The 13287-nt window shown below is 41.3% G+C and carries 12 protein-coding genes; all 12 read right to left on the bottom strand.

Going from position 1 to position 13287, the window contains the following annotated elements:
• Positions 1-53: 53 nt before the first annotated feature.
• The 12 genes from BLS02_RS05000 to BLS02_RS04945 all read right to left on the bottom strand — a co-directional run bounded on the left by BLS02_RS05000 (position 54) and on the right by BLS02_RS04945 (position 13244).
• Entirely contained in the window at positions 54-1469 is a 1416-nt protein-coding gene (locus BLS02_RS05000; protein WP_092491852.1) for a dihydrolipoyl dehydrogenase family protein, read from the bottom strand.
• Positions 1470-2609, bottom strand: a complete 1140-nt coding sequence (locus BLS02_RS04995) for a dihydrolipoamide acetyltransferase family protein (RefSeq protein ID WP_175476707.1) — start codon at positions 2607-2609, stop codon at positions 1470-1472.
• 12 nt (positions 2610-2621) lie between these two features.
• On the bottom strand, positions 2622-3605 hold the full coding sequence (locus BLS02_RS04990) for an alpha-ketoacid dehydrogenase subunit beta (protein ID WP_092491851.1): 984 nt from the start codon (positions 3603-3605) through the stop codon (positions 2622-2624).
• On the bottom strand, positions 3605-4666 hold the full coding sequence (gene pdhA / locus BLS02_RS04985; protein WP_092491850.1) for a pyruvate dehydrogenase (acetyl-transferring) E1 component subunit alpha: 1062 nt from the start codon (positions 4664-4666) through the stop codon (positions 3605-3607). The genes BLS02_RS04990 and pdhA overlap by 1 nt, the downstream gene beginning before the upstream one ends.
• Positions 4667-4712: 46 nt before the next feature.
• Positions 4713-5855, bottom strand: a complete 1143-nt coding sequence (locus BLS02_RS04980; RefSeq protein WP_092491849.1) for a Leu/Phe/Val dehydrogenase — start codon at positions 5853-5855, stop codon at positions 4713-4715.
• A 29-nt stretch (positions 5856-5884) separates the two neighbouring features.
• Positions 5885-6361, bottom strand: coding sequence for a flavin reductase family protein (locus BLS02_RS04975; protein WP_092491848.1), 477 nt, complete (start codon positions 6359-6361; stop codon positions 5885-5887).
• A 25-nt stretch (positions 6362-6386) separates the two neighbouring features.
• Positions 6387-7370 carry a 3,4-dihydroxyphenylacetate 2,3-dioxygenase gene (gene hpaD / locus BLS02_RS04970; protein ID WP_092491847.1) on the bottom strand — a complete coding sequence of 328 codons (984 nt, stop codon included), beginning with the start codon at positions 7368-7370 and terminating at the stop codon, positions 6387-6389.
• 44 nt (positions 7371-7414) lie between these two features.
• On the bottom strand, positions 7415-8875 hold the full coding sequence (hpaB, locus tag BLS02_RS04965) for a 4-hydroxyphenylacetate 3-monooxygenase, oxygenase component (RefSeq protein WP_092491846.1): 1461 nt from the start codon (positions 8873-8875) through the stop codon (positions 7415-7417).
• A 19-nt stretch (positions 8876-8894) separates the two neighbouring features.
• Positions 8895-10379 (bottom strand): 5-carboxymethyl-2-hydroxymuconate semialdehyde dehydrogenase, encoded by a 1485-nt coding sequence (gene hpaE / locus BLS02_RS04960; RefSeq protein WP_439144703.1) that lies wholly within the window; start codon positions 10377-10379, stop codon positions 8895-8897.
• A 17-nt stretch (positions 10380-10396) separates the two neighbouring features.
• Positions 10397-11299, bottom strand: a complete 903-nt coding sequence (hpaI, locus tag BLS02_RS04955; protein WP_092491844.1) for a 2,4-dihydroxyhept-2-ene-1,7-dioic acid aldolase — start codon at positions 11297-11299, stop codon at positions 10397-10399.
• Positions 11300-11436: 137 nt separating this feature from the next.
• Entirely contained in the window at positions 11437-12108 is a 672-nt protein-coding gene (locus BLS02_RS04950) for a GntR family transcriptional regulator (protein ID WP_092491843.1), read from the bottom strand.
• Between the two features lie 239 nt (positions 12109-12347).
• Positions 12348-13244, bottom strand: coding sequence for an AEC family transporter (locus tag BLS02_RS04945; protein WP_092491842.1), 897 nt, complete (start codon positions 13242-13244; stop codon positions 12348-12350).
• Between the last annotated feature and the right edge of the window lie 43 nt (positions 13245-13287).

Below are 13287 nucleotides of genomic sequence, written 5' to 3'. Positions count from 1 at the left end.
ATTTGTTGGCTTTTTGAACTACCTATTTTATAATTTTATTACCGAAGTTCATTTCATAGGTGTTTTTTGTTTTTTGGTGGAACGTGTATGGCCATGTCAGTCAGTCCCTCTATCGCTTCCAGAAGTCCTTCATTTATACTTGGATGGGGATACGAAGGAAATTTTAAATCCTCTTCCCGTGCAACCATCTCAAGTGCTGTCACCCCTGTACTGATTAACTCTACTGCACCAGAACCAATCATATGGATACCGAGTAAAAGATCTGTTTCTGCATCTTTTACAATTGTCACAATACCTTCCTTCTCACCTGAGATCATTGCATAGCTATTTCCGCTTATTGAGAAATTGCTCGTAATCACGGAATGTCCTGCATTGCGTGCTTCAAGTTCCGTTAACCCCACAGCAGCTATCGGTGGTATGCTATGTACCACGGTTGGGGTGAGTGTTAAATCTACCTCACTCTTCATCCCGGCAATCGTTTCAGCAGCAACCTTTCCTTCTTTAATTGCCTTCACCGCGCTAAAGGGTCCCCCTGAGACATCACCAACAGCAAAAACATTGGCTAGAGTAGTTTGCGTAGTGTAATCTGTTTTAATGAATCCATTTTCCTTTAATGTAATTCCTATCCGTTCAACCCCCATGTTATTGATGTTTGGCTTCTGTTTAGTAGATATATAAATATGTGAAGCTGTTTCTTTCTCTACCTTATCTTCTTTTGAGAATTGAATCTCAACCTCATTAGAAGCCGGTTCCACGAAATCTAGTTTATGCCCGCTATTCACCTTGATTTTAGTCTTTTTCAAAATGCGACTCAGTTCACGGTTAATCGTTTCGTTAAACGGAAATTCAGTATCGTGGTGATATAGCTTTACATTGCAGCCTAGCTTGTTAAAACTGAACGCGACCTCTAAAGCGATATAGTCACTTCCATAAACAACAAGCGATTCAGGTATCTCATCAATCTGATATACTGTCTCAGGTAGCAAAACACGTTCATGATCTCGATCATCCCAATCTGGCATACTCCCTGTTGCAACGATTGCCTGAGAAAATTCATATACATCAAATTGATGCCCATTTGCAACACCAATCTTATTTTCAGCGGTGAAATTTGCTTCGCCACAAATTACTTCAATTTTATTTGCCTCCATAAGTCCTTCGACACCACTGCGCAAACGATCGACAACTTGATTTTTATAATTTCTTAACTGAACAAAATCTATCATCGGATCAGTAGTTTTAATCCCCATATTATCCATTACAGAAAGGGAATCCATCTTCTTGGCTGCATGCGTAAAAACTTTGGAAGGAATACACCCTCGGTTCAAGCAAACGCCACCAAGTAAACCTTTTTCAATTAGCGTTACGGATTTTCCAAGTTGGGCAGCACGAATGGCAGCCTGATATCCACCGGGGCCTCCACCGATAATAATAAGGTCACGCTTTTCAGCGAATTCGCCAACGACCATTTATACCAACTCCAATAATAGCTTTTTCGGTTCTTCCATCAACTCGATGAACCGATTGGTAAATTCAACCGACATTACTCCATCAGCCACACGATGATCAAAGGATAGTGACATTGTCATCATCTGGCGGATGGCAATTTCATCATCATCACGTACAACTGGTGTTTTTTTTGTTTTGTGAAATGCCATAATCGCAGTTTGCGGCTGAATGATAATCGGTGTTGCTCCTGTTCCGCCAAGTGGACCAACATTACTGACCGTAAATGTACCGTGCTTCATTTCATCTGATGTTAGCTTTCCGTCCTGTGCCTTTTTCGTTAACGCCTTCATTTCGGTATTAATTTCACGAATTGTTTTTTTATCAACATCACGAAGAACAGGTGCGACTAATCCTTTATTTGTGTTTGTCGCAAGTCCAATATGATATCTCTTTGCTAGAAGAATGACATTTTCTTCCTCATTCAGTCGCGCATTAAAAATCCGATGTTCTTTTAGTGCAATAGTGAGTGCTTTCAGAAAAAAGGCCACTACCGAAATAGATTCGCCTTTCTGCTTTAGTTCTTTCCGAAACTCCATTACATTCGTTAAATCTGCCTCATCAAAATGTGTGACATGTGGAATCGTTGTGATAGATTCGGTTAGTTTATCGCCGATTTGTTTTCGCATTCCAATATAAGGGATAATGTCTGACTCAGGTGCTGCAGCTTTTTCCGCTATCGGCTCTACGTCCCCTTCGATAGCTGTAAAAACATCTTTCTCCGTCACTCTTCCTCCTGGCCCTGTACCAGTTATTTGTTCAATATCTACATCGTTATCGCGTGCAATTTTTCTCGTAAAAGGGGCAGCTAGCACACGATTATATTTGTTTGGCACAGGCTCATTCGTTTTTTCCTGGGACACTTTTTTACCGTCATCAATCTCGATGATATTCGTCCCCACCGTCACTACTTCACCTGCCTCAAAATGAATCGCATTAACTTTGCCTGAAGCGGGGGATGGAATTTCGGCGACCATTTTATCGGTTTGCAATTCGACAAGGGGCTGATCAACCTTCACCTCATCACCCACATTCACAAAATAATGAATGATTTCCCCCTCATTCATCCCTTCACCAATATCGTGGAACTTCACCTCGATCATGATTTCACCTCCCTAAAACGTTATTACTTTATTAATGGCATTTGCGACTCGACCGGGTGTTGGAAGATACTCATTTTCCAGAGAAAATAATGGGATAGGTACATCAAACCCTGTTACTCGCTCAATCGGTGCTTTCAAATATAAAAATGCTGTATCGTTAATGACGGAGGTGATTTCACTGCCAACACCACCTGTTGCATGTGCTTCATGCACAATCACGACACGTCCTGTTTTTTGTACTGAATCTGCTATTATGTCTTTATCAAGTGGATACAATGTCCGAAGATCAATTACATCACACGATACGGATTGTTCCTTCATTTGCTCGGCAGCTTTTAATGCAACAGGTATCATCGCTCCCCAGGCAAGAACTGTTACATCCTCTCCCTCTTGAATACGTTCGCCTTTGCCAAGTTCAATACTGTATTTTGCAGAAGGGACATCATTTCGCTCACCACGGTACAATCGCATAGGCTCGAGAAAAAGAACAGGATCCGGATCCTCGATAGAAGCAATTAAAAGTCCTTTTGCATCATACGCAGTGGATGGACAAACCACCTTGATTCCAGGTAAATGCGTAAAAAGTGCTTCCACACTATCTGAATGTATTTCCGGTGATCTGACTCCAGCACCAAATGGCGCACGAATGACCATAGGAATACTGTAATGTCCCATCGTACGCGTTCTTATCCGTGTTACATGTGTGGCAATTTGTTCAAATGCAGGGTAAATAAACCCAAGAAACTGGATTTCCACGATTGGACGTAACCCATTGAGAGCCATACCAACTGCCCCGCCAACAAATCCAGCCTCACTTAACGGTGTATCAATTACACGCTTTTCCCCGAACTCTTCCTGTAAATCAACAGTCGCCCGAAATACACCGCCATTTTTCCCAATATCCTCACCTAAGATTAGTGTATTTTCATCTTCTGTTAGCATTGTTTTCATGCCTTCATTAATTGCTTGAATCAATGTCAGGGATTTTGTTTCCATTACAATTGACCTCCCCTCTGTGCCATGAATGCCTTCTTTTGTTCTTCAATTGTCCAAGTCGGTTCTTCAAATACATAGTCAAACATGTCGTCAAGACTCGCTTTTTCGTATGACTCCATGCTGGCAATCGCATCATCCAATTCCACCTGAATTTCTTTTTTAATAGAAGAAACCCACTGTTCATCCCACATGTTTAGATTCTTCATGAATCGTTCGAGTCGCATTACCGGATCAAGCTTCTCACGCTTTGCATCACTTTCCTCCTGATCACGATATTTAGACGGATCATCCGCTGTCGTATGTGCACCAAACCGCCATGTGACAGCTTCAATTAATGTTGGCCCCTCACCATTACGGGCCCGATCTAGTGCTTCTTTGACCGCTTCATTTACCGCAAAAACATCCATGCCATCAACCCGAATACCAGACATCCCATAGCTTGCTGCTTTTTGTGCTATCGTCTTTGAGTTCATCTGTTTTGAAACTGGCAGTGAGATAGCGTATCCATTATTCTGATTTAAAAAAACTGCTGGCGCCTTGAAGACACTTGCCATATTTAGCCCTTCGTGAAAATCACCCTCTGAGGTTGCACCGTCACCAAAATAAGCGATGGCAGCATTTTTTGTTCCTTTATACGTTTCAGCCATCGCGACACCAGCCGCATGCGGAATATGCGTCGCAATCGGTATCGCAGCCGGAAGAATATTTTTCACCCTTGAAGGGACACATCCATCAATCCGCCCATTCCAATGCAACAGCATCATATCCATATCTGCACCAAACGTCAGTGTCGCCCCATGGTCACGATATGTCGGAAACATCCAATCATTAGCCTTTAGTGCCAGCGCACTGCCAACTTGTGAAGCTTCCTGTCCTTCAAACGGCACATATGTCCCAATCCTTCCCTGACGCTGAAGTGCGATACCTTTCTGATCATACATTCGTATCCGGAGCATGTGATAATAATAAGACTTTGCCTGCTCCTCTGTAATATCATAGTCATCTGAAACAAGATTTCCAGATGTATCTACTATTTGAAAAAGTGGATATTTATCTTCCATCTGTTTCACACCTTTTAGTTTTTATCTGAATTGACTTATATCCGTGTTACTCTCGTATATTCCATTTCGGTCGTCTGCTACGTGCAAAAAAGTTACTGCGACGACGCTGTTCTTCAAGTCTTTTTTCGCATTTTCGATTAGCTGCCTCCACCGTCGTGATATACTCCATATTCGCTTCCTTGTATATTTCAACCAATGAGTTATAGATAGCCTTTGTTTTAGCCAAAACACGCTCTTTGTTAGATCCATATAACTCATCAGCAACCTGAATAAGACCTCCTGCATTAACAATATAATCAGGAGCATATAAAATCCCTTTGTCATGTAGGATTTTTCCATGCCTTGCTTCACGCAGCTGATTATTCGCTGACCCAACAACTGCATGCACACGAAGTTTCTCCACTGTAAAATCATTAATAATTCCGCCTAACGCACACGGTACAAAAAAGTCTGCTTCAATATTGTAAATTTCGTCATTTGCTACAGCTTCTACAGTGCCGCTTGTTCCCGTAGCTTTTTGTTCAATCAAAGCTATTAATTCTTTATTTATATCCGTTACTACTATATCCGCACCAGCCTGCAGTAAATGTTCTGCAATCTTAAAGCCAACTTTCCCCAGCCCTTGAATTGCGTAGCATTTTCCGGCCAAACTATCACTTCCAGACAGGAACGTGTTGGTTGCCTTCAGACCATAAATAACACCCTGTGCCGTTGGGATCGAGGAGTCACCACTTCCGCCAAATGCTTCAGGGACACCATTTATAAAATTGGTTTCTTTGATGGTATGGACAAAGTCATCCATTGTAGTCCCCATGTCTGTGCCAGTATAAAAACGACCATTCAACGAATCTATATATTGGCCGAATGCTCGGAACAATGCAGCTGATTTCGCCTCGTTCGGATCACCAATAATAACAGCCTTTCCTCCACCAAAATCCAAATCAGCTGCAGCACATTTATAGGTCATCCCTTCTGATAAACGAAGCACATCCTCTAATGCCTCATCAACTGATTCATAAGGTCGCATCCTTGTACCACCAAGCGCTGGACCGAGTGTAGTATTATGTATTGCAATGATTGCCTGCAATCCTGATGCTGGTTCATTGCAAAAAACTACTTGCTCATGCCCAGAGAACTTTTGAAAGATATCATGGTCGACCGCCACATTATTCTCAAGTTGTTGCTTCATTTGATTACCCCCAATAAAAACAATCACAATTAATTAACGTTTGCTGTCCCGTTTACCTGCTTATATTTTCCTGAAAAGAACGCAAGCGGTTCACCATCAGTAACAAACACATCGGTCACTGCACCGATATATAACGTGTGGTCACCTGCCACAACCGAATCGTGAACATCACACGTCAAATTGACGATTGCGCCTTCAATGGCAGGCATATCGTTGAACCAGTTAAAGTTGATATTACGCTGTTCTTTAACCTGTCCGGCGAAATAAGCTGACATATCCTGCTGATCCTCATTTAAAATACTTATGGCAAATTGCCCCGCTTCATCAACATATTGGTTCATATTCGCATTTTCATCAATTGAAATTAGCACCAATTTCGGATCAATCGATACTGACATGAACGCATTCGCAGTCATGCCGTAAACCTCGTTATTTAGCTGTGTTGTAATGACGGTGACACCCGTCACAAATTTCCCCATTGCTGTCCTGAAAGTGCGATCATCCATCTATTAAACACCCTTTCTATCAAGACTAGATTATAAATGTCGGCTTATGCTGCTTGAGCTTGCCTTGTTTCTGTTCGACTTTTTTACCTGTTAACACATTCAGTACTGCTGATGCTTCATTAAACCAGCAGTCTGGTGCTTCATGTCCCCAGAACGTTTGCCGCATAGGATCATTGATATCCCATCGTATTGGTTTAAAGTCAGGATCACTTGTTAAATAATCCCCATTATATAGCTCAATTCGATGACCGTCAGGGTCTCGCAAATATAAGAAAAATGCGTTTGATAGTCCGTGGCGCCCTGGCCCTCGTTCAATGTTCTCACCATATCCCAAGGATGCTAGCACATCACACGTATGGATAATTGCTAGGGGATCCGGAAGCCAAAATGCAACATGATGCAATCGAGGGCCTTTTCCATTCATAAGTGCTAAATCATGAACCGTCTGTTTCCTGTGAAGCCATGCCGCCCATATATCGTCATTTTCTGTATCGGTGTATTCGGAACAAGCAAATCCTAAATCTTTATTATAAAAATTAAACGCAGCTTCCACATCAGAAACCATGTAGTTAAAATGATCAATTCGCTGCATCCGTGAACCTTTATATAAATCATAACGCTGCAGCAGACGTTCAACTGAATCGATCTCTGCAAAAAATTCCAGTGGCATACCGGAAACATCCTGTACCCTTAATGTCTCGCCAACTGCATGCTGTTCCCCTTTTTGAAACCATTTAGTCGTAAATCCTTTCATCTCAAATAACTCTGACAGCGCTTTCAAATCGTCGCTAGAAGAAACCTTATATCCCAATGCCTCCACACATGGCTCATCTGCCTTTTTCAATACTAGACTATGATGAGTATGCTCCTCAAGGCCGCGCAGATAAATGTGCGCATCATCTGCCTCTGTTTCAATGAAACCAAGTGCATCGACATAGAAATTTCGTGATGCATCAAGATCGGTTACATGTAAAATGGCCCGTGCACATCGGATAATGTTAAAATCCATCCTGATCCCCCCCCTTTGGAATTTGCATTCACTCGACTTTCATCCTACACGTTCACTTCACTCGAGTTTTTCAAGAAATCCTGTACATAGTTTCGATACATATCCTTTTCATACCCATCAAAGTAGGTCATCCCCATTTTTATTGGATCACCAAAGAAATAGTATTCATAATGCGCCTGGCGAGAACCAAATGCGCTCATTGTCATATCCCATGCAAGCCGGAATAATTGCACACGATCTTGGCCTTCCAGGTTTTTCCCCTGTAAACCACGATGGATAATTGGCCCTATTTCCTCATGGTTAAAATCAGCTTCTGTCGGAATCCCCATCAATCCTGATGCACCAAGGATTCGTACAATCTCTACCATTCTCGGATAAATCCGCGGATACCAATTTCTTGCTGCATTGAGCGCATCAAAGTCTGGTGTCATCGTTCCGGATGCATCCAATTTTGCATTATGCTCCGCTCGATATAGATGTGATTTAATTGTTTCAAGGTTCAGCATGATCTCTGTTCCTTTGTCTTTAACATGCTGGAATTGGTCAATACCGATTGCATCCATCATATTTAAAACAACACCAAGCAAAAACTCTGTCTTCACAACGTTCTTGGCAACAACTTGGTGCGACATATGCACAACTGCATTTGTTTCAAGGAATGTTCGGTTACAAACGGATGAATTACCGCAAACAAAGACCCTCTCCCACGGTACAAATACATTATCAAATGAAACAATAGCGTCCCCTTCTTCAAACCTTGAGCCAAGCGGATGATCCCATTCATTTTTTCCATAGTCAAACGACTCACGGCTGATGAATTTCAGCCCTGGTGTATTGTTTGGCACAGCAAATGCCAGCGAATATGGATCATCGAGTTCCCCTGCCTTTTTAACGGTTGATGGGAAAACCAGAATCTCATCCGTAATACCACCCTGAGTTGCCAATAAGCGAATTCCGTCAACAATGATGCCATCGTCACGTTCTTCCACCAGATGTAATGCAACATTTGCATCCTTTTGTTCATGCTGCATCTTCGCCCGGTTTACCTGTGGGTGGATCAGCGTATGCGTCAGACTAATATCATTCTCGCGGGCATACTCATAATAATTACGTGCGTTTTCGGCCAAACGCGGGTCTGCCTCAGCAAATATGCCATTGTTCATCCCCATTGCCATTACTTCAGCATTCAGATAATCCGGTGAACGCCCCATCATTCCTCCACTTGTACGAGCCCATTCTGTCATTGCCTCCCTTCGTGCAATGAGATCCTCCACTGTTTTCGGCTGTAAAAATGTCTTTCCTACCTTTTCACCGGTTGTTGGTGAAGTGTACAGCATTTTGTCCTGTTTTTCGTACTGCAAATCATACAATTTTGCCATCGATTTTATCACGTTTTTAAACGCTGGATGTTCGGTTACATCATCGACCCTCTCACCATGAATGTACACGTTATTTTTCGCAGCTTTCAATCTACTAATATATTCTTTCCCTGTTTTTGCTGGCATACAGTTATACCCTCCTCTTTTATTTTCCCCATTGTGGTATACGGTGCTCTCCAAGTGCTACGTGAATAGCTTTTGGTTCCGTATAAAATTCCAATATAGCAAAGTGCCCACCTTCACGTCCGACACCACTCCCTTTCATGCCGCCAAACGGGATTCGTAAATCACGTATATTTTGCGCGTTGATCCATAGCATGCCTGAATCGACTGCTTGTGCTACACGATGCCCCCGTTTAATATCATTCGTCCACACATAGCCGGCCAGACCGTATTCGGTATCGTTCGCCATCTCGATTACTTCTTCTTCTGTTTCAAAAGCAATTACTGACATAATCGGACCAAAGATTTCATCTTGACATACACGCATATTGTTTTTTGCATTTAAGAATATTGTAGGTGGAACAAAATTGCCGGCTTTCATGGCTCCAGGTACTGTTCCCTGTACAACCTCACATCCCTCTTCACGTGCTATATCAATATATCCTGTTACTTTGTCAAAATGCCCTTTATCAATTAATGGCCCAACCTCTGTAGCAGGATTCATCGGATCACCAATTGAAATTTTATCCACTCGTTTTCGCAATTCCTCCACGAATTTATCTTCAATCGACTTATGCAAAAAAACACGTGAATTCGCTGTGCACCGTTCACCATTGAAAGAAAAAATTCCCCAGACAGCCGCATCTAGAGCCCGTTCAAAATCTGCATCATCAAATACGATTAACGGTGATTTACCGCCAAGTTCCATCGATGTTTTTTTCAATGAATCTGCACTATTTTTAATAATCGTTTTTCCGGTGACAGTTTCACCTGTAAATGAAATCGCTTTCATTTTATCGTTTTTAACAAGTGCATCACCGGCAGTTTCTCCGTACCCATGGACTACATTAAACACACCTTTTGGCAATTCTGCCCTAACCATTATTTCCGCCAATTTGTTTGCACTTAATGGTGATAATTCTGCCGGTTTTAAAATAACTGTGTTTCCTGTTGCAAGTGCTGGAGCTACTTTCCATGTTGTCAGCATAAAAGGTGCATTCCATGGCGTTATCAGTCCAACAGCACCCAATGGTTGATAAACCGTATAATTAATGAACTCATCATCAACTTGATACGCATCCCCATGCATCCGTGACTGAACCATTCTCGAGTAAAAGCGGAAATTCTCCGAAGCACGTGAAACCATTTTTCGCGTCTGGCTAATAGGAAGTCCTGTGTCAAGTGATTCTAGTACCGCAATTTCTTCCACTTCCTCAGCAATTAAATCTGCAATTCTATCGATATACGCCATACGTTCTTTCTGTTTCATACTTCCCCACGGCCCATTTTGAAATGCCTCATTTGCAACATGCGCCGCTTTTTCAATATCTGTTTTACCACCTTTTGCCACACGATTCATGACTTCATTTGTAAAGGGATTCAAATTATTGAAGTATCCTGACCCTCCTGCATCGACAAAACTTCCGTCTATGTAGAGTTTCACGTCCTCTACTTTTTTATGTTCCAAACATATCACCTTCTTTATTATAGTAGATTATATGACGTTAATGTATTACGTATATCATGTTGTATTTTTTCAGAAGGAACATCCAAGGGCTTGCGCAATACCGGCTTTATTTTCCCCATCATACCAAGTGCAGCCTTTGCCGGTGCAGGATTCGTATCGCGGAAAAGAACATTATTTAGCGGCATGAGACCAAAGTGCAAATCCTGTGCTCCTTCCACATCACCGGCTTCCCACTTGTTATAAAGTTCTGCAACTTCCTTAGGTGCAACATTTGCAGTTGCGCTCACATGACCAGCTCCGCCAATTGCTAGCATCGGATAGCATAAAACCTCAATACCAGAGTAAAGGTTAAAGTCACGCCCGGCTTTTAGCAATACCTTATTCACATGCTCAAAATCCTTATTTGATTCCTTTACACCGATAATATTCGGACAATCCTTAGCAAGTGAAGCAATTGTGTCTACCTCCAAATTCACCGCTGTTCGACCTGGAATATTATATAAAATAATTGGGATTTCAACTGAATCAGCTACAGCCTTGAAATGCCTATATAATGCATGCTGATTTGGTTTGTTGTAATAGGGAACAATCACAAGTGCACCGTCAGCACCCATTTCTTGTGCTGCTTTTGTTAAACGCAGTGTTTCCTGGTGGTTGGTTGACCCTGTTCCCGGGATAAACGGAACACGCCCATTTACCGTCTTGCACGCCGTTTTCATTACCATTTCCCGTTCCTCGACAGTCATCGAACTCGGTTCACCTGATGTTCCTGTCACCGAAATCCCATGACTCCCACTTTCAATTTGCCAGTTAATTAACTCTTTGAATTTGTCAAAATCAATCTGCTCATCTTCATGGAACGGTGTGATAACAGGCGATATAGATCCCCTAAAACGCTTTTTCGCTTCTTCATACGCCACCCTAAATCCCCTCCAATTACGATAGTTTAATTACTATTAATATTCTGAATAATTAAATCGTATATGATTTAGTATATAATGTCAACAGGGTTTTTAGAATAAAAAAAACCTGTATAATAACCGTAATTGTACAGTCATCATACAGGGTTGTTTGCTTCCAAATGTTTTAATCTGCGGTGTTCGAAGTCTTTTGCTGTCTTGATTTTGTGCATTCGTGAATGTTGTTCAACTTCTGCAAAAGAACCACCAAGTTCAAAAAAACGAATAATTTCATAATGCTCTTTAATCGATTCCTTCACACGCAAAGAATACAAGGTAGACCCCAATCCACGTATAGAGTCGAGTCTATTCCACGTATCTTTTATCGACTCCAGCAAATAGTTATTATTACATTCTTCGCATATAACTCGGTGAAACTCGGAATTGAGCCTTCCGAATTCTAAAATATCGAATTCTTCCAATGCCTCCTCCATCTTTTTATTTAAATTTTTTAATATGTGCAGTTTCTCTTTAGGAAAACTTTCTGCACTTAATGCTGTCGCATGCCCCTCCAAGACTGCCAGCACGCGTAACGTATCTGAATAGTCGGTTTCATTTACCTCAGCAACTACAGGTCCAACATTCTGTTTATAGAAAATAAGCCGCTCCGACTCCAGCTGGCGTATTGCCTCCCGAACAGGAATTGTACTAGTTTCCAGTTCTTTTGCTATCTGATCAATAACAATTCGCTGCCCGGGAACGTAAAGACGTTCAATGATTCTTGATTTAATTACTCTGTACACTTTGTGTTGTTTCGTTTCTTTTTTCATAGTAAATCAATCATATATAAAATGATATATGATGTCAATAGAGTACCTCCAAAATTAAAAACTACTGAATAAAGGTTAACTCTATCCAGCAGTTTACATGTCTCACCTTTATAACATTGAAAGTATCCAGCCAATAACTACAATCGCACCTATAACCATTAAAATTGTCCGTATCATAAATTTCACCCTTTCAACTTGTGCATATCAATAAAATACCCATTTAATTAAAAATGGAAACATCACGCAATCACATTTAACAGCACCGTTACTGTAACAATACTGATAAGCGTTGTCACAAGCGTAATACTGGAAACAAGGTCAGGCTCTGAATCAAACTCAATCGCATACATCGTTGTTGTTGCCGCACTTGGCATTGCAGCAACAATTATGATAACTGATGCAAGTACCGGTTCAACTGGTAAAATCCAGACAAATAAAAATGCAAGCAATGGTGAAATGACCATACGAACCACCACTGCTGACAAAATAACCTGCCAATTAAATTTTAATGATGTAATGGAAGCAAGCTGCATGCCAAGCATCACCATCATCAACGGAATTGCCGCATCGGCCACCATTGACATCGTGGAATAAACCGATTCAGGCATATCCCAAGGGACCGCTTGGAAAAAGAATGCCAATACAGCCGCGTACGTCGCAGGCATCTTAAAAATGGTGTTAAATGCATGTGAAAAGCCACTTGTACTTCGGGATGCATAATACACTCCAAAGACATTCATTACTAGTGACTGAAGCACCATGAAAAATATTGCATATGGCATTGCAGCCTCACCGATACTGTATAAAATGACAGGCACACCGTAGTTACCACCATTCATAAATGCCGTCGTCAAAATTGAACCACTTTCAACGGATTGGTCCCATTTAAAAATCAACGCAAGAATTTTAATGATAACGATCATCATAAATAATAAGAAGAATGCAAATATAATAATATAAGTAAATCCTTGATTAAAGCTAGATTCATATAATGTTGTAAAAACCAATGCCGGCAGGAAAATGTATATCGAAGTCGTTGCCAATGACTTCACATCAAGAATACGAATCCGCTGCAAAATAAATCCAGAACCAAAAACCGCCATAATCGGCAGCACAACCTGAAAAAACAACCCCATAATCACAACTCTCCAATTAACCTAATCTCCACTTAGTTTATCA

Source organism: Virgibacillus salinus, assembly GCF_900102415.1.
GTDB lineage: Bacteria > Bacillota > Bacilli > Bacillales > Amphibacillaceae > Lentibacillus > Lentibacillus subterraneus.
The sequence above is the reverse complement of the archived record's forward strand: the minus strand, read 5'-3'. Positions and strand labels throughout refer to the sequence as shown.